The organism is Corynebacterium sp. 1103A (assembly GCF_055700955.1).
On the sequence record NZ_JASTTF010000018.1, the window covers coordinates 1 to 17,163 of the forward strand.

Here is a 17,163-nt window from a genome sequence, read left to right on the forward strand (position 1 = left end):
TCGTGCCACAGTTGTCATTCTGGTCCATCTCCTCATGCAGGTTGGGAACCCACACACAAACCATCAGACACTCTCGCAGAAAGCGGACACCTTAAGAAACGACGCCACTGGTTTTTCAGTAGATCATGATGTTCTTTTGGTCTACGGTAAAACTGCCAGCCTGTCTCTGAACCGCATGGATCGAGAGGCAAAGCATAATGCGCGGTTCAAAAACCCAGATAATGACATCAATGGCAAATGGTTTCCCGGCGCAAGAACTGCGCCGGGAAATATGTCGGGAACAAAGCAAAGCACTCTCCTCTTTGGTATTGAGCACCCTCTTACTGGACAAGTTTTATACCCGAATAAGGGGTCGATGTGGAGGTTTGGCGGTGAACGTATCTTAAAATCATTGAAGAGGTATGCCCCCTACGAATGGGTCAAACCGGATCTCGAACTCCGAAAAGAAGCGACTGGTCTATCAAGCGAGCAGATACGTGAAGATGTCTACGATTTGCGCATTCCACTGGATAAGACAGGCGTAGCCCAAGAAACCGCCGCGAAACTCATCGACGAAGGAAATTGGCCTGAGTTTTTCGTAACTCAAAAGGCCTTCGGGGTTAAGTCGTACCAGCCAGAACAAGGAATTACACCACGTACATGGTGGACGAACGAAGAAGTCGGCTCCAACAGGCAATCTAAATCCGAAATCAAAGCCCTCTTCCCCGGCACTGCCGCCTTCGCCACACCCAAGCCCGAACGTCTGCTAGAGCGCATCATCCACATCGCCACCAACCCCGGCGATATTGTGTTGGACGTGTTTGCAGGCTCCGGTACCACGGCGGCGGTGGCGCAGAAGATGGGGCGGCGTTGGGTGACGTGCGAGCTGGTGGAGGACACGTTTGACCGCTTTACCCGGCCACGGTTGGAGAAGGTGGTACGCGGCGAGGACATGGGTGGAATCACCGTCACCAAGGGCGAGCGTGTGGACGCGAGTGCCGACGGGTTGCCGGAGGGCTTAACGCCCGAGGACGCGCAGAAGCTGACCTCCTTATTGAACAAGGCAGTAAAGGACGAACCGGATCTGAAAAAGTCCGCCGACGTGCGCGCAGTGAAAAAGCTGGTCAAAACCAAGAAGTCACCGGACACAATCAACTGGCGCGGCGGTGGCGGGTTTACCGTGGCACGGCTGTCCAAACCCTGCTTCGACGTGGACGAGGAGACCGGCCTGGTCGTCCTTACCGAGGACGCAACCGCGCGCTACCTGTCCGCAGCAGTCGCCGCGCACCTGCGGTTTCGCATGACACCAGACAACCCGGTATTTCCCGCCAAGCGGGAGAAGATGAACTTGTTTGTCACCCGCCAGCCACTTACCCAGGAGTTCATCGACGAGCTGGTGTACTACGTACCCGACGGTGAAGCAGTGACCGTTGCTGCCACCTCCGCTGATTCCGACTTGAGCCGCTACCTGCACAAATCCTGCCCTGGTTCAAGGATTATCCACCTGCCTGATGGGCTGTTCACCCGTACGCTGTCGAAGACGAATAAGGAGGCCTAGGCCATGACACTTCACCTTTCCTACGACCCAGCCCTAGTAGATGAACTCTCCGCGAGCTTTGGACTACGAAGAGCCAACACCCGTGCACTAGATACTCTCGCGCGCCGTCTTAATGACGGTGTTGACGGCGCGCACGCGCTAGTCATGGACATGGCTACGGGTGCGGGCAAGACCTATGTTATGGCGGCATTCATTGAGTACTTGCGCCGCGGTGGCGTGCGCAACATCGTGGTGGTAACACCCGGCTTGGTGGTACAGACCAAGACCGTGGCTAACTTCACGCGCGGTTCCGGCAAGTTCATCGAGGGTGCCGCACTGGATCCTGTGGTTATTACCCCAGATAACTACAAGTCCATGGCAGCAGGGCGTACTGAGGCCGAACAGCAGTCGGCTTCCAGCGTGTTCGTCTTTAACATTCAGCAGCTTATCGCCCCGAAAAAAATGGAGGGCGAAACCAAGGGTGGCGGCAAACAAGCCACCGCGCGCGGCATCCGCAAGTTCTCCGAGTACGCAGGAGTCCTCTACGACGACCTAGCCGCCATGGATGACCTGGTAGTCATTGCCGACGAGCACCACCTGTATTCCGCGTCTGCGGCCTCCTTCCACGCCGCAATTGCTGACCTCAACCCAGCCATGCTGGTAGGGCTTACCGCCTCTGCCGACGAGGACGACGATGTGGTCTTCCGCTACACCCTGCGCGAAGCCATAGGCGACAAATCAGTGAAAACGCCGGTCATTGTCTACCGCCGCGACGGCTACGGCGAGCGCGAGCAATACCAGCAGCTCAAAGACGCGGCTACCTTGCGCGAGCACAAGCAACGGTTCTATGACGAGTACGCCGCGCGCCACGCTGACGATGACACGTCCCCGATTAATCCGGTGATGATGGTGGTGTGCGAAAGCATCGCTCATGCCACCGAGGTGGAAGAGCTTTTGGCAGGCCCGGAGTTCTTCAACGACCCGTATGCCGTTCTGCGTGTGGATTCGGACTCCATGACCGAGGAAAAGACCTCCCTACTCAATGGCCTGGACAACCCGGATTCTCCGGTGCGCGCGGTGGTCAGCGTTAACAAGCTCAAGGAAGGCTGGGATACTCGCTCGATCTCGGTGATGGTGACCCTGCGCGCCATGGATTCCGACATCCTGACCCAGCAAACACTTGGCCGCGGCCTTCGCCTGCCGTTTAAGCGCTACACCGACGTGGAGGCTATCGACACCCTGGAGATCGTGGCTCACGACTCGTTTAAGAGACTGCTTAACAGCGAGAAAGTACTGCATTCCTTCGGTGTGGACACCCGCCCGCAGCAGCCCGAGGCCACGGCTACAGGAGAGGCCACAGGCACCGCCACTGCGACCGGCGCTGTAACCGGCACTGCCACCCCAGGTGGCAGCATCACAGTATCTGATGACACCGCTGGCATCTCTGGCACCGACGAGAGTGGCCACCGCCCTAACTACAGCACCGACACAGCTACCGACACGTTCACGACCCAAGGGGACACGGAAACATCTGGTCAGGACACCCCGAATAAGCCCGTGGGTAAGCTACGTGAGCTAGGAGGGCAGGGCCGCGACCTTGACAACTGGCATGATGATGCCACCACACCAGCGGTAGTGGAGTTGGTGGAGCGCTTTAGGGATGTCTCCTTCTGGTTCCCGCATACCACCTGTATGCGCGAAGACGAGTTTTTCCCGCTGCACAAGCTCACCAATGCCGACATTGTTGCAGCTGCGCGCAAAGTAACCGACGAGGCCACCAGCGAGATGGAGCGTTATAAGCTCAAATTCCAGGCGCACACCATCACCCCGCACCGCCTGCAACAGATGCAGGTGCAGTCTGTTGCTATCGAGGAGGATTCCGCGCGGCGTGAAATCAAGGCGATCATCCTGGCCAACCGGCTTATTGACCGCAACAGGGAAAACTTAAGCCAGCTGGATAACCGCATTGTTCCGACCTTTATGAACGCCGTGGCTGTCTCCGAGTGGACGGTTGACGCGCTCGCCACTGCTAGTGAGGCGTTGCGAATGATGATTTCGCAGGCAGTTAAACAGTTCACTGCGTCGCTGGAGCCGACTGTGCGGCTCGTGCCGTTGCTGCTTCCCCATGAGCATCGGCGTAGCTACCAGCTGCCCAAGGGACGTGATATTATCCCGCGCACGGAAGATAAGTCGAGGTTTGTTCGCCGCCAGTACTACTCCGGCTGGAAGAAAGGCCTGTACAACGCCGCGGCCTTTGACTCCTACTCAGGCGAAGCGAAGCTTGCTAGTGACCTGGACGTATCCCCGGACGTTGAGTGGTGGACGCGGCTGTACCCAGAGGATAAGGCCAGCGTCGGCTACGCCGCGCGGCGGTCGTACTACCCGGATTTTATCGTGCGCGATAAGGAGGGTAGAACCTGGATTGTTGAGGGCAAGGATGCCGGTGGACGCGCGAACGACGAGGTACAAAAGAAGCGTGCTGCTGCGGAGGAAGCCATTAATTTGATGGCCAGCCATCCAGATATGGCGGGTGTGAAAATCGGATATGTGATCGCCTACGAGGACGTAATCGCCTCGGCGGGTTCCTGGCGCAGGCTGCTTAGCGTGTCTGACCCTATCGTGTCACCTAATTAGGAAAAGGGACGTGACGGTGCCCACCAGCTCACGGAACCGGGAACGGAAACCGGCGGAAACCATCGCTGTGGTGCGGGTCCTTGCTGGTGGGTGGGTAGTTTCGCAAAAGACTCTCGGCCCGTGCCTCGGCACGGGCCTTTTTCATACCCACTGCCGCCACCGCCCCATTTCAGGGCGCTTCGCGGCCGAGTTGCCGCAACGGGGCCGCCAGGGCCGGCTAGAATAGCCGTCATTATGCGTACTCGCCGCCACCAGCTGTTGCCCCTGCTGGCTATTGGGATCGTCGGTTGGTTAGTGCGCATGGGGGTTGCCGCCCGCGGCTGGTTCTACTGGGACGACTTCATCCTTATGGCCCAGGCCCCGGAGACAGCGCTGATGGCCCCGCACGACGGGCACCTCATGCCGGCCGCCCGCGGAATCATGCGGCTGGTGGCGGCCGCCGGCGACCTCAATTGGGCCGCCGCGCTGTGCGTGCTGGGCCTGCTCAATGCCGCGGCTATCGCTTCGGTGGGATTCCTCGCCCACCACCTGCGGGTCGGCTGGCCGGTGCTGCTGGCCTTCGCCCTGTACTGCCTGTCACCGCTGAACCTACCAGCCACCAGTTGGCTCTCAGCCGCGATCAACCTGCTGCCGCTGGAGGCCGCCATGGCCACGGCGACCGCCTGCGTGCTCAGTGGAGCTCGCGTGGTTCGAGGCCGCAGCAATGACCGTCCAAGGGCGCACGTAGCCGCGTGGGCCGCCGCACTCTGCGTGCTGGTGGGCTGCTTGTTCAGCGAGCGCATGCTGCTGGCCCTGCCCTTCCTCGCCTTCTGCTGGTTCCTCCTGGGGTGCCGGCGCAGCATCTTCCCCTCCCTCGGAATCGCCGTGGTATGGGCGGGTATCTACGTCCTCGCGGTGGACCTCCCCCGCGCGGAGAGCCTGGGGCTTGCGGAGACCTTAAGGCACGGTTTCCTACAGGGCTTCCTGCCGGCGACGACCGGCGGGCCCCTGGCGTGGGACAGGTGGCACCCGGGCCCTCCCTTCGCCTCCCCGGTTACCGCCATGGTGGCCGTCGGCGTGATCGTGACGGCCGCCATCGTGGTACTAAGCGCACGCAACCGCCGCGGACTGGCAGGTCTTCTCACCTGCGGCGCCTACGTGGCGGCATGCCTCCTCGCGGTCAGCCTGGGCCGGGGCGGGCAGGACACGGCCTTCGAGATCGTGCAGACGCTACGCCACTTCTCCGAGGTCAGCGTGCTGCTGGTTATCGCCACGGCACTCGCCTTCCGCGGCCTGGACTCCGCCACCTGGCCGGGCAGAATCCTTCTCGCCCTGGGCGCGGTGATTGCCGCCCTGAGCATCGCTAGCACGCTCAGCTATGCAGTGTCTTGGGCCGAGCAGCCGGCCCGCGAGTATTTCCGCACCCTTAACGGCCAGCTCGCCGCGCGGGAGACTCCCCAGCTGGACCAGGAGGTCGACACCCAGGTCCTGCTGCCAGTCGCCTACCCCGACAACCGGCTGGGCAAGATCCTGCCGGATGCGCCCGTCGCCGCCTGGACCGAGGACCCAGGCATCGTAGGCGGCGACGGCCGCATCCGCGCGGCCGACCTCCAACCCGCCCGCAGCACCATCCAGACCGCGGCCGAACGTGATACCAAGCCTAGCTCCGGAACCGGAGCCGCCGGCATCGAGCAGTGCGGGCAAGAAATCGGAGCTGGCCAGGAACAAACCCTGCGCTTGGACGGCCCATTGTTCGAGCGCGAGTGGGTGGTGGAGCTCAACTACCTGGCCGGCGCTGGAGCAACGGCGGGGATCAGCCTAGACGGCGAGCGCACCGAGGTGCCCCTGCGCGCCGGGCTCAACCAAGTCTTCGTCCAAGTCACCGGCGGCGGGACCGAGCTCACCGTCGATTTGCCCGAGGCAGCCTCACCCATCTGCGTGCAGACCAGTCGCGTGGGCACGCTCTGGCCGGCGGGCTAGCATTTAGTGGTGCCGGTGGCCTGCGTTTTCCGGGACATCAAGGCCGATGGATTTCACCACGCCGATGATCGCCAGGTCCATGATGTGGCTGGAAGAACGGAGCTTCTCCTCCTGAGACATAGCCACAGTCCCTAGCTTAGGGGTTAAATCCGCGGGCATACCCTAGAATTGGCCAAAACTAGCACAGTTAACATCTCGCTTAAGCATGCAAAAACCGCCGTGGCCCCAGTGTGCCACGGCGGTTGAAGAGTTAGACGATCTACTTCTCGTCCTCGCCCTTGTTCTCGTCGTTGCCGGTGCCCAGGCGATCCTCGACCTTTCCGCGGACGTCGGAGATCTGGTCGGACTTGTCCTCGCCCAGCTTGTCCTTGGCAAAGTCCTCAGCCTTGTCCAGGCCCTGAGAGGTGGCTTCCTTGCCCTTGTCAGAGTTCAGTGCGTCCTTAGCCTTGTCCATCAAACCCATTGTCTTTACTCCTAATAGTCTCGAGTATCTTGACTGCTTAAATTTTCACTTATCTGGACCGTTTGACCGGCCGCTGCCGATCGTACCGACTTCCTTGCCACTCACCCACCGCGCGAGCGCAACAATTTGATAACCATCCGCCCTACAGTCGGAACTGTCCCAGCCTAGGGACACCCGCCACGTCGCGGTACCGAGAGGAATTTACCCCCAAAAGGAGGGGTGAGAATTCTTCTGTTTCCAAAGAGCAAACAGGCCTATTTCCAAGTGTTAGCGTAATTCACAAGGTAGTGGCTCCTACGCTGCTGATGTCGCTTGCACCGTTTACCTCCCCTACAAGGAGATCTTTTCATGACCTCTTCTGCCCCGGCCCAGGCATCCGGCCGGACCGTCAATACTAGCTGGGCTTTTTCACTCTTCGGCACCGCCGTGGGAGCGGGCATCCTCTTCCTGCCGATTAACGCGGGCAGCTTCGGCTTCTGGCCGTTGCTGATTGCCACTATCTTGATCGCCCCCATGACCTACCTGTCCCACCGCGCGCTTGCGCGCATCATGTGCGTCTCCCCGCGCCAGGGCGAGGACATCACGGTCGTCGTCACCGACTACTTCGGCCAGAAGATCGGGCTGGTCATCTCCGTGCTATATTTCTTCGCGATCTACCCCATCGTGCTGATTTACGGCGTGTCCATTACCAACACGGTGGACTCCTTCATCGTCAACCAGTTCGACGGGCCGCACATTAACCGCGCGCTACTGTCCTTCCTTCTCATCGGCGCGATGACCCTGGTCTTCGCCTTCTCCGAGAAGCTGATGCTGTACTTGACCCAGTTCATCGTCTACCCACTCATCCTGTGCCTGGCGGGCGTGTCCATCTACCTCATCCCGCAGTGGGACCTGCAAAGCTTCATGGAGGTCGACTCCGGCAACTCACTGGCGCTCATCGGCGGCATCATCATGATTTTGCCGGTGCTGGTCTTTTCCTTTAACCACTCCCCGGCCATTTCCCAGTTCTCCCTGGCCATGCAGCGCCAGTGGGGCATCAAGTCGCACGAGAACGCCTCCAAGGTCCTGTTCGCCACCGCGCTGATGCTGACCGTGTTCACCATGTTCTTCGTCTGGTCCTGCACCCTGGCCCTGGGCGCGGACGGTCTGCAGGAGGCCCGCGAACAAAACATCCCGGTCCTGTCCTACTTGGCGAATATCTCCGGCGTTCCTGTGCTGGCCTACCTCTCCCCGGTCATTGCCATCCTGGCTATCATCTCTTCCTACTTCGGCCACGTGCTGGGTACCACCGAGGGCGCGCGCTACATCCTCAAGAAGGTCTCTCCTTCCCTGGCCGAGCGCACCACGCACCAGCAGATAACCAACATCGCCTACGCGCTCATCTTCATCACCACGTGGATTGCCGCCATCCTGAACCCGGACATCCTGGGGCTTATCGAGAGCATCGGCGGCCCGTTCATCGCGGCCATCCTCTACCTGATGCCCATCTGGGCCATCTACCGCATCGATGCCCTCAAGCGCTTCCGCGGCCGCTGGACCAACTGGTTCGTGGTGGTTCTCGGCGTCATCACCATCTCGGCTGCGGTCTGGGGCCTGTTCAACTAAACGCTCCCCACGTGGCACGCCGCGCTAAGGGCGCGGCTTCTACGCCTGGCGGCTAGGTATTGCGGGTGCCCTCGGGGCGGCCCGGAATCCCGAAGAAGTCGAGGACCTTGTCGGTGGCAAACCCCTTGCCTACATTGGCGTCTTTGTCGTAGGCGCCGCCGGGCCAGACGTGCCTGCCGCCGCCAATCCGGATGTGCTGGAGCGGTTCCTCGCAGCCGCTCCAGGTCTGCAGCAGGGCCGAGTTGGCCAGGCGCTCGGTCCGGATGCGGGAGCTGCAGCGGTTGCGCTCCTCGTCGTGGGCTAGAACATCGACCACCGAGTTGTAGCGGGTACCGTGCCGCTTGCCGCCGTAGTACTTGACCACTGGATCGTTGGTCCCGTGCAGGTCCAGGCGGCCGACGGGTTGATCGGCGCAGTTGTTGTGGATCGCCTCATAATAGGCGGCCGAGATACTGGCGATGGACTTGAACGTCCCGGGCATCTGGCAGGCCAGGTAGGCCACGAAACCGCCGCCGTTGGACATGCCGGTCGCGTAGATGCGCTCGTCGTCGATGGTGTAGGTGGCGCGCACGGTGTCGAGGATGTCCTCGACGAAGGCGATGTCCTCGGAGCCCTTGGTGTCGGCATAAGGGGCCGGCGCCCACGCGCCGTTTTTGCCCTGCGGGTAGACAGAAATGGCTTCCGCGTGCCGGAAGTCGGTGTACTTGAAGTTGTTCCAGCTGGTTTCCTTCCAGCCGTGGAAGGACATCAACAGCGGCCACTTCTTGGCCGGATCATAGTCTTCCGGCACCGCGAGCACGTAGGTGCGCCCCGAAGGCAGGTTGATCTCGGTGAAGCTGCCGGGCTCTGGCCCGTCCAGCGGGGCCGAGCGCGGGATGCCCAGATCGGTACGGTCCCTAGAGCTCGGAGCCGCCGCGTCCCTTTCGGGGGTGCCCTGGGAGGAGCACCCGGCCATTAAGGCGGCGGTCGCCGTGACTGCCGCTACTGCGCGGAGGATGGGTTTCACTGCGCTTTATCCCGGCCTTTCTTCCATGCGGCCCATAGGCGGGCGTACTGCCCACCGCGGGCGACTAGTTGTGTGTGGTTGCCCCGTTCGATAATCCGCCCGCTATCCATGACGAGAATCTCGTCGGCATCGTAGGCTTGATCAAGGCGGTGGGCGACGACGAGGGCGGAGCGGGACTGGGTGACCGCCTGGGCCGCGTCGGTGAGTACCGCCGCGCCCGAGGTACCGGCCTCCGCGGTTGCCTCGTCCATGATAACCACCTTTGGATCCAACAAAAAGATCCTAGCCAGGGCGAGTTGCTGCGCGGCGACCGGGTCCAGTTGTTGACCCCGGGCGCCAACCTCCGTGTCGAGGCCGTCCGGGAGCTCGGGGAAGCCCACGCGGTCGAGCGCGGCCTGCATTTGGGCGTCCGTGGCCGCCGGAGCCGCCAGCGCGAGGTCCTCGCGCAGCGTGCCGGAGAAGACGTGGACCTCCTGGGAGATCAGCGCCAGGCGGGCGACGCGCTCGCGGTCCGAAAGGGCGGAGACCTCTACCCCATCGACGGTGACGTGCCCCGCGTCCGGCACGCGCAGGCCGGCCACCAAAGCGGCCACCGTCGTCTTGCCCGCGCCGGAGGCGCCCACCAGGGCGATCTTTTGGCCCGGCTGCACGCGCAGGCTGACGTCTTCGACTGCCCAGCCGTCGCCGTAGCCGAAGCTGACGCCTTCCATCTCGACCTCGCCGCGACTGGTGGATGCGCCCGCGGCCATGACGGGCCGCGGCGGGTCGATGACCACGCCCACGATGCGCGCCAGGGAGGCGTAGCCGGACTGGACGGTGTCCAGGATGCGCATGAGACCCAGTAGCGGTCCGCGCAGGCGGATGAGCATGAGCATGGCGGCCGTGACCGCGCCGACGCTCAGACCGGCCGACTGCGTGGCCAGGTAGCCGGCTATGAGCCCGGCAGACAGCATGACGAGCTCGACGAGGGTCATCCAGAACTGCAGGGTGATCATGGTGCGCCGGGCGCTGTAGCCGCGCTCGACGACCTGCCAGGAGGCCTGACCGACCTTCTGGTGCATCTCGTCCTCCAGGTGGAACGCCCGCACCGTCGCGTTGCCGCGGATGACTTCCAGGACGCGGCGGGCGCGGGTAGCCATGGACTCGCGTTCGGCCACGTAACGACCGGGCGCGACCTTGAGGTAGGCCCGCGCGGCGAAGAAGTACAGCGGGGCCGCACAGGCAACCACCAGCAGGAACTGCCAGTCCAGGGTCACCAGGGCAATGGCGGTGGCGACGATGGAGAAGGCCGAATTGCTCAGCACCGGCGCGGTCTCGGTGACCGCGGCGGACAGCTCCGCGACGTCGTCGGTAGAGCGCGAGACCAGATCCCCCGTCCCGGCGTCCTCGACCCGGTGGGTAGGCAGGCCCACGGCGGTGGAGACCATCTGCAGGCGCAGCTGCGCGATGATCTTCTCCGTGACCCGGGAGATGAGGTAGAAACCCAGCGCCGCCAGGATCGCCGCGGCCGCAGCCGCGCCCAGCAGCTGGGCTGCCAGGCCGCCCAGGTGTTGCGGCTCGCCCGCGATAACGACGTCGACGATCCGTCCCAACCAGATCGGGATTAAGATGTTGGCGGCCGCGCCGGCGCTTAAGACCACCAGCGCCAGGACCAGCCGCCAGCCCGCCCCGGGGATAGCCTTCACGTTGTCGGCAACGCAGCGGCGCACCTGCGGCCACGTGGCGTTCGGGAACCGCATTAGGCGCGCACCTCCTGGGCCAGCCAGGCTGGCGAGGAGGTGTAGACCACCGTCGGCTTGTCCGCGCGGGTGACCGCGACGCGCTCCACGATGGTGGCCTCGGTGACCGAGTCCACCGCAGACGTCGGCTCGATGAGCACGAGGACTTCCGGGTCCGCCGCGATGGCGCGGGCCAGTGCCACGCGCTGGCGCTGGCCGCCGGACAGGTGCCCGCCGTTCTCGCCCACCTCGCGGTCGTTGCCCCCGGGGATCTCCTCCGCCGCGGCCACCCACAGCGCCCAGGCGGCGGATTCGGCGTCTGCGGAAACATTGCTGCCCACGGTCCCGTCGAAGATATCGGCCTGGTGCGGGGCCACCAGGTAGCGCTCCCGCGGCAGTCGCGCCAGGTAGTCCGGGACCTCGCCGGTCTCCACGTGGATGCCCGGGCGCAGGGCCGGCAGCTCGACGGTGTCATCGGCGGCGAATTCCCGCGGCTGGTTCAGCAGATCGACGATCCGGGCCCCGCTGGCCTGGGCGGCCGCCCAGCGCGAGGCGATATTGCGGCCCAGCATGGTCATCGGGGTGATGATGAACTGGGTCAGGCCGATGATCGTGATGAGCTCGCCCACGCTGAGGTACCCCTGCAGCGCAAACCAACCCGCCACGCAGCCGACGACGATCACATACAGGCTGCCGATTCCGGTGGTCACCGCGTTCAGTCGCGCCTGGGCGGCGTTGGCAAAGATGGTCTTGTCGTAAGCGTTATCGGAGGCCTCCGCGTAGCGGCGCCGTACCGGATCGACCGCGCCGATGCCCTTGATGACGCGCAGCCCTTCCACGACGTCGGTGGCCGTGGCGGCCGCCTGGGCCAGGGCGGCCTGGCGCACGCTGGAGCGCTTACGCAGCGGGCGCGCCGCCGTCAGAGAGCACCAGACGATGATGGGTCCGCCCAGCAGGACGGCCAGGCCCAGCGGCAGGTAGATAAGCCCCACCATGACGGCCACGTAGCCGATGGAGACGACCTCGGCGACGGGAAAAACCGTCATGAACACGGCGTTCGCCACGCGCTGGGTGTCGGTGGAGGCGATGGACAGCAGTTCGCCGGCAGTGCGGCGCCGCCCGCCGATGCCCCGTGGATGGGTGATCCGGTCCGTGACCGCCATGCGCAGCTGGTGGGCGATGAGCAACATCGCCCAGTTAAACAGGCCCCGGGAGAACCAGCTCGCCGCGGCGTTGACGGCGAAGAGCCCGATAAGCACCGCTACCCACAGCACCAGCGAGCGCAAGGAGCTGCTGGCTATCGCGTCGTCCACGGCCTTGCCGACGACCACCGGGGTAAGCCCGTTGCACACGAAGGTCACTGCCATGAGCACCGCGGCCGGGATTGTCCGCCGCTTCTGCGAGAAGACAGTTTTCAGCAGCCAACGCTCGTCGCCGGGTGCTGGAAGACTTGACATAGGGATCCATCCTATAAGGGAACATGAGAAACAGGTAAGTTTATTAGCGATGTCCACACAGCCTGACCCGCGCAATTTCCCGTCCTACCGCCCGCCCTCGGAAAAGGAGGGCCCCGAGTTCCGCGGGGCTGCCCACCGCACGGGCACGGCCCGGGCGTTCGGGCACGGCGCCGGAACCTACCACGACGTGCGCCCGTCCTATCCGGCACAGGTCACGAAGCTATTAGCAGACCACGCCACCGTGGTCGATATCGGGGCAGGCACCGGAAAGCTCACGGAACAGCTGGCCGCGACCCCCGGCGTCGAGCGCGTCTGGGCCGTCGACCCTTCCGCCGACATGGCACGGGTGCTGGAAGAAAACCTTGCGGTTCCGGTGTGGCGGGCCAAGGCCGAGGCCACCGCGCTGCCGGAGGCGAGCGTGGACGCCGTGGCAGCGGCGCAGACCTGGCACTGGGTGGACGTGCCGGCCGCCTGCGCGGAATTCGACCGGATAGTCCGCCCCGGCGGGCACGTGTTGCTGGTGTGGAACACCCTGAATGTCACCGCTGATCCGTGGCTGCTGCGGCTTGCGCGCATCATGCACAGCGGCGACGTTCAAAAGCCCGGCTTTTTACCGGCCCTAGCCGCGCCCTGGACCATCGAGCGGGAGTTGCGCACGACCTTTACACAGGAGCTTTACCCCGCGCAGCTGCACCAGCTCATGCACACCCGGGCCTATTGGCTGCGCAACGGGGACAAGATCCACCAGCGGATGACGCACAACCTCAACTGGTACCTGCGCGAGCACACCGGACTGAGCGACGACGACGCGGTACGGCTGCGCTACCGCACCGACGCCTTCCTGCTGCGCCGCGCCTAGCGCTTCTTGCGGCGCTCGCGCACGCGCACCGCAATCCGGACCGGGGTGCCGTGGAAACCGAAGCGCTCGCGGAACTTGCGCTCCAGGTAGCGGCGGTAGCCTGCATCCAGGAAGCCGGTGGTAAACAGCACGATGGTCGGCGGCTGCGTGGAGGCCTGCGTGGCAAAGAGAACGCGCGGCAGGCGGTTATTCTTCATCGGCGGCGGGTTGGCCGCGATCGCCTCGCGCATCCAGTTGTTGAGCTGGCCGGTGGTCACGCGCTGATCCCAGCTCTCCAGGGCCTCGATCATGGCCGGTTCCAGCTTCTGGAGCGCACGCCCGGTCTCCGCGGAGATATTGATGCGGGTGACCCAGGGCAGGTGCGCCAGCTGCTGGTCGATCTCCCGGTCCAGGTAATAACGGCGATCCTCGTCCATCAGGTCCCACTTGTTGAAGGCGATCACCAGGGCCTTGCCGGCCTCGAGCACCATGTTGAGCACGCGCTGGTCCTGCTCGGAGATCTCCTCCGAGGCATCGATGAGCATGACGCAGACCTCGGCCGCGTCGATGATGCCGCGGGTGCGCAGGGAGGCATAGTACTCATGCCCCTGGGCGTTCTTGACCTTCTTGCGCAGGCCGGCGGTGTCGATAAACCGCCACAGCTGCTGGTCCAGCTGGACCAGGGAGTCGACCGGGTCCACGGTGGTGCCCGCAACGTTGTCGACGACGGCGCGGTTCTCGCCAGTGAACTTGTTCAGCAGCGAGGACTTGCCCACGTTCGGCTTGCCCACCAGCGCCACGCGGCGCGGGCCGGCGGTAATCGAATGCGCTCGCGGGGTCTCCGGGAACAGGCGTAGGACCTCGTCGAGGACGTCCGCGCCGCCGCGGCCGTGCTGCGCCGAGACCGGCCACGGATCGCCCAGGCCCAGGCCGTAGAACTCCGCGACGTCGGCGTACTGGTTGTCCGAGTCGAATTTATTGGCCACCAGGATGACCGGGACCTGCGACTTCTGCAGGCGCCGCGCCATGACCGAGTCAGTCTCGGTGATGCCGACCTTGGTGTCGACCACGAAGACAATCACGTCGGCGGTTTCCATGGCCACCTCCGCCTGGCGGGCGATGGCCGCGTGGATGCCCTTGACGTTGGGATCCCAGCCGCCGGTGTCCTGGACGAGGAAGCGCTGGCCGTTCCAGTCGCCGATGTAGGACACGCGGTCGCGGGTCACTCCCGGGTGGTCTTCGACCACGGCCTCGCGGCGGCCCAGGAAGCGGTTGACCAAGGAGGACTTGCCCACGTTCGGGCGGCCGACGATGGCCACGGTGCACAGGGCCTCCGAGTCGTACTGCTGGCCGCCCATCCCGTAGGCGGCCTCGATCTCGGCCCACTCTTCTTCCGTCAGCGGGGTCTGCGGGTCCTCGTCCTCGCCGTAGTCAGCGTCGCCGAACTCGGATTCGTCGAAGTCGTAGTCGAACTCCTCGGCATCAAAATCGGCCGCAGCCCAGCCCTCGTGGGGATCGCGCTCTAAAGTCTCCTCGGCCGGCTCGGTGCCCGGGGTTTGCCCGTGCGGGTAGTAAAACTCGGTCTCGATCTCCGGCGCATTCTCGCGACCGTTGCCGGCGCCGTTGTCGTTGGGGTTATGAGTCATTACGGGACTCCTCTACTAGCTGCACTAAACGCTCTACTACCTCAGGGAGGGTGAGCTCGGAGGTATCAATGACGACGGCATCGTCGGCGGGGCGCAACGGCGAGGTCGCGCGGGAAGAATCCGCGGCATCGCGGCGCTCGACGTCGGCCAACACCGCCTCGAAGTCGGACTCGCGGCCGGCGGCGAGGTTCTGGTCGTGGCGGCGCTGGGCGCGCACCTGCGCGCTCGCCGTCAGGTAGGCCTTCGCCGGGGCGTCCGCCAGCACTACGGTGCCGATATCGCGGCCTTCCACGATGGCGCGGTGGGCCTGGTGGGCCAGCTTGCGCTGCAGGGCGACCAAGTTGTCGCGGACCTGGGGGATGGCGGAGACGGCAGAGACGTTGCGGGTGACCTCGTCACCGCGGATCTCGCCGGAGACGTCCTCGCCTCCCAGGAAGACGGCGGTCGTGTCCGGGTCGTCGGAGACCTCCAGCGGCAGATCCTTCGTGGCCTCGATGACCGCGGGGGCATCGGCCGGGTCCACGCCGTCGCGCAAAACCGCCAGGGTCGCCACACGGTACATGGCGCCGGTGTCGACGTACTTGGCCGCGAGCCGCTTGGCCAGCTCGCGGCAGGTGCTGGACTTGCCGGTACCGGACGGGCCATCCACGGCCAGCAGCAGGCCGTCGTTGGGCATATTGCTGAACATCTACATCCCCACTTCGTTGTACAGGCTGGTTAGTTCGCTGTCGTTGAGGGCGCGCATCTTGCCCGGCTTGAGCTCGCCCAGCTGCACCGTGTGGATCTTGGTGCGGACCAAGCGCTGGACCGGGTAGCCGGCGGCCTTGAGCATACGGCGCACGATATGCTTGCGACCCTCGTGCAGCTCGAGGCGGATCAGGGAATAACCCTGGTTCTTGTCCACCACCTGCACGAAGTCGGCCTTGGCGACACCGTCGTCGAGCTCGATTCCGTCCTTGAGCGCGCGCACGAGCTTCTTGTCCCCCTCGCCCAGCACCGTGGCGAGGTACGTCTTGCGCACCTCGTACTTGGGATGCATCAGGCGGTTGGCCAGCTCCCCGTCGTTGGTGAGCAGGAGCAGGCCCTCGGTGTCCGCGTCGAGGCGGCCGACGTGGAAGAGGCGCTGGCCGGCGGCCACGCGCTCAGAGATGAGGTCGCCCACGCAGGTCCGGCCCATCTCGTCCGACATCGTGGAGTGGACCCCGCGCGGTTTGTTGAGCACGAAGTATTCCATGTCCTCGTTGACGTTGACGCGGGTGCCGTCCACGCGGATGATGTCCACGTTCGGGTTCACGCGCACGCCCTGGCGGGTGATCTTCTTGCCGTTGACTTCGACGCGACCCTTTTCGATAAGGACCTCGGCGTGGCGGCGCGAGGCTACCCCGGCCTTGGCCAGGACCTTCTGGAGGCGCTCGCCCTGCTGGGCGGGCGCGGCGGAATCCGCGGAGTCTTGGCCGGCATACAGCCAGTCGGCGCCCAGTTCTGCGGCTACCGACTGCGCGGTCGCGGCGCGGCCTTTCTTAGAAACGTGCTGGTGGCGTGCCGGTTTCGCGTTTGAGACGATGATCTCGTCGACGCGCTCGTTCTTGTCCGGTGTGCCATCGCGGCGAGCGGGTGGATTCACAGGTGCATCCTTTTCGAAATATGCAGTTGATTAGGTACCCCGCCATGCTACCCCAGTGCCCGCAGGCCACGCTAAACGCCGCGAGCAGGCCAAGGGCCCCAGCCCCAGTGCTGGGGCCCGCGCGCTAGTACTCCTCGTCGATGGCGTCGACGTCGGGCAGCAGCGGGGCCAGGTCGGGTAGGCGGGACAGAGAATCGATGCCCAGCAGCTCGAGGAAAAGCTCGGTGGTCTCGTAGCGGTGCGCGGAGCCTTCGAAGTCCTCCTCCGGCAACTCCCGGATGAGCCCGCGCAGGGTCAGCGTGCGCATCACGCCGTCGACGTTCACGCCGCGCACGGCGGCGACTTGGGCACGCGTGACCGGCTGACGGTAGGCCACGACGGCCAGGGTCTCCAGGGCGGCGCGGGAGAGCTTGGACTGTGCGCCATCAAGCACGAAGCGCTCCACCACCGAGGCGTTGGCAGGCCGGGTGTATAGCCGCCAGCCTTCGGCGGTCTCGCGCACGTCGATACCGGAGCCGCGCGCGCCGTATTCCTGCGACAGCTCCCGAAGCAGGTCGCTGACCACCGTGGTCTCCTCGTTCAGCGCCTCGGCGAGCTGCTCCACCGGCGCGGGGGCGTCCAGCACCAGCAGGACAGACTCCAGGCGGGAGCGCTGTTGGGAAATCATGGGTAAATCCATGCGCCACAGTCTAGCCCC

The 17,163-nt window shown here is 64.4% G+C and carries 14 protein-coding genes; 5 read left to right on the forward strand and 9 right to left on the reverse strand.

Features of this window, described 5'->3' with window-relative positions:
- The 3 genes from QQS52_RS10730 to QQS52_RS10740 form a co-directional block, all read left to right on the forward strand.
- The coding region (locus QQS52_RS10730) for a DNA methyltransferase (protein WP_472773848.1) at positions 1–1,537 on the forward strand (1,537 nt) is incomplete at its 5' end.
- A gap of 3 nt (positions 1,538–1,540) precedes the next feature.
- Positions 1,541–4,150 (forward strand): DEAD/DEAH box helicase, encoded by a 2,610-nt coding sequence (locus QQS52_RS10735; protein WP_472773849.1) that lies wholly within the window; start codon positions 1,541–1,543, stop codon positions 4,148–4,150.
- Positions 4,151–4,384: 234 nt separating this feature from the next.
- Positions 4,385–6,109: a hypothetical protein gene (locus tag QQS52_RS10740; RefSeq protein WP_472773850.1), complete on the forward strand. Its 1,725-nt coding sequence runs from the start codon at positions 4,385–4,387 to the stop codon at positions 6,107–6,109.
- 3 nt (positions 6,110–6,112) lie between these two features.
- Here QQS52_RS10740 and QQS52_RS10745 read toward each other — a convergent pair whose 3' ends face one another.
- Positions 6,113–6,235, reverse strand: a complete 123-nt coding sequence (locus QQS52_RS10745; protein ID WP_472773851.1) for a hypothetical protein — start codon at positions 6,233–6,235, stop codon at positions 6,113–6,115.
- Between the two features lie 133 nt (positions 6,236–6,368).
- The gene (locus QQS52_RS10750) at positions 6,369–6,563 is read right to left on the reverse strand and encodes an antitoxin (protein ID WP_371259760.1); all 195 of its coding nucleotides are present in this window, start codon (positions 6,561–6,563) and stop codon (positions 6,369–6,371) included.
- 357 nt (positions 6,564–6,920) lie between these two features.
- Here QQS52_RS10750 and QQS52_RS10755 point away from each other — a divergent pair, with 357 nt between their 5' ends.
- Complete coding sequence (locus QQS52_RS10755; protein ID WP_472773852.1) at positions 6,921–8,177, forward strand: SLC5/6 family protein; 1,257 nt, start codon at positions 6,921–6,923, stop codon at positions 8,175–8,177.
- 52 nt (positions 8,178–8,229) lie between these two features.
- Here the strand turns inward: QQS52_RS10755 and QQS52_RS10760 are convergent, their stop codons facing one another.
- Genes QQS52_RS10760 through QQS52_RS10770 form a run of 3 tightly spaced genes read right to left on the reverse strand, consistent with a single transcriptional unit; the run spans position 8,230 to position 12,358 of the window.
- Positions 8,230–9,183, reverse strand: coding sequence for a CE1 family esterase (locus QQS52_RS10760; RefSeq protein WP_472773853.1), 954 nt, complete (start codon positions 9,181–9,183; stop codon positions 8,230–8,232).
- On the reverse strand, positions 9,180–10,922 hold the full coding sequence (locus tag QQS52_RS10765; protein ID WP_472773854.1) for an ABC transporter ATP-binding protein: 1,743 nt from the start codon (positions 10,920–10,922) through the stop codon (positions 9,180–9,182). Before QQS52_RS10765 ends, QQS52_RS10760 begins: the two co-directional genes overlap by 4 nt.
- A complete protein-coding gene (locus QQS52_RS10770; RefSeq protein ID WP_472773855.1) occupies positions 10,922–12,358 on the reverse strand; it encodes an ABC transporter transmembrane domain-containing protein in 1,437 nt (478 codons plus the stop codon). Before QQS52_RS10770 ends, QQS52_RS10765 begins: the two co-directional genes overlap by 1 nt.
- A gap of 49 nt (positions 12,359–12,407) precedes the next feature.
- Here QQS52_RS10770 and QQS52_RS10775 point away from each other — a divergent pair, with 49 nt between their 5' ends.
- Positions 12,408–13,217 (forward strand): class I SAM-dependent methyltransferase, encoded by an 810-nt coding sequence (locus QQS52_RS10775; RefSeq protein WP_472773856.1) that lies wholly within the window; start codon positions 12,408–12,410, stop codon positions 13,215–13,217.
- Here the strand turns inward: QQS52_RS10775 and der are convergent.
- The 4 genes from der to scpB all read right to left on the reverse strand — a co-directional run bounded on the left by der (position 13,214) and on the right by scpB (position 17,145).
- Positions 13,214–14,842 carry a ribosome biogenesis GTPase Der gene (der, locus tag QQS52_RS10780; RefSeq protein WP_472773857.1) on the reverse strand — a complete coding sequence of 543 codons (1,629 nt, stop codon included), beginning with the start codon at positions 14,840–14,842 and terminating at the stop codon, positions 13,214–13,216. The genes QQS52_RS10775 and der overlap by 4 nt on opposite strands.
- Positions 14,832–15,530: a (d)CMP kinase gene (gene cmk, locus QQS52_RS10785; protein ID WP_472773858.1), complete on the reverse strand. Its 699-nt coding sequence runs from the start codon at positions 15,528–15,530 to the stop codon at positions 14,832–14,834. Before cmk ends, der begins: the two co-directional genes overlap by 11 nt.
- Positions 15,531–16,466 (reverse strand): pseudouridine synthase, encoded by a 936-nt coding sequence (locus tag QQS52_RS10790; protein WP_472773859.1) that lies wholly within the window; start codon positions 16,464–16,466, stop codon positions 15,531–15,533.
- 124 nt (positions 16,467–16,590) lie between these two features.
- The gene (gene scpB / locus QQS52_RS10795; RefSeq protein WP_472773860.1) at positions 16,591–17,145 is read right to left on the reverse strand and encodes an SMC-Scp complex subunit ScpB; all 555 of its coding nucleotides are present in this window, start codon (positions 17,143–17,145) and stop codon (positions 16,591–16,593) included.
- Positions 17,146–17,163 lie beyond the last annotated feature (18 nt).

Bases quoted from the DNA above. Each gene is read 5' to 3' on its own strand.
- der (WP_472773857.1), bottom strand. From the start codon at position 14,842: ATGACTCATAACCCCAACGACAACGGCGCCGGCAACGGTCGCGAGAAT.
- QQS52_RS10765 (WP_472773854.1), bottom strand. From the start codon at position 10,922: ATGCGGTTCCCGAACGCCACGTGGCCGCAGGTGCGCCGCTGCGTTGCC.
- cmk (WP_472773858.1), bottom strand. From the start codon at position 15,530: ATGTTCAGCAATATGCCCAACGACGGCCTGCTGCTGGCCGTGGATGGC.
- QQS52_RS10770 (WP_472773855.1), bottom strand. From the start codon at position 12,358: ATGTCAAGTCTTCCAGCACCCGGCGACGAGCGTTGGCTGCTGAAAACT.
- scpB (WP_472773860.1), bottom strand. From the start codon at position 17,145: ATGGATTTACCCATGATTTCCCAACAGCGCTCCCGCCTGGAGTCTGTC.
- QQS52_RS10750 (WP_371259760.1), bottom strand. From the start codon at position 6,563: ATGGACAAGGCTAAGGACGCACTGAACTCTGACAAGGGCAAGGAAGCC.
- QQS52_RS10740 (WP_472773850.1), top strand. From the start codon at position 4,385: ATGCGTACTCGCCGCCACCAGCTGTTGCCCCTGCTGGCTATTGGGATC.
- QQS52_RS10775 (WP_472773856.1), top strand. From the start codon at position 12,408: ATGTCCACACAGCCTGACCCGCGCAATTTCCCGTCCTACCGCCCGCCC.
- QQS52_RS10755 (WP_472773852.1), top strand. From the start codon at position 6,921: ATGACCTCTTCTGCCCCGGCCCAGGCATCCGGCCGGACCGTCAATACT.
- QQS52_RS10735 (WP_472773849.1), top strand. From the start codon at position 1,541: ATGACACTTCACCTTTCCTACGACCCAGCCCTAGTAGATGAACTCTCC.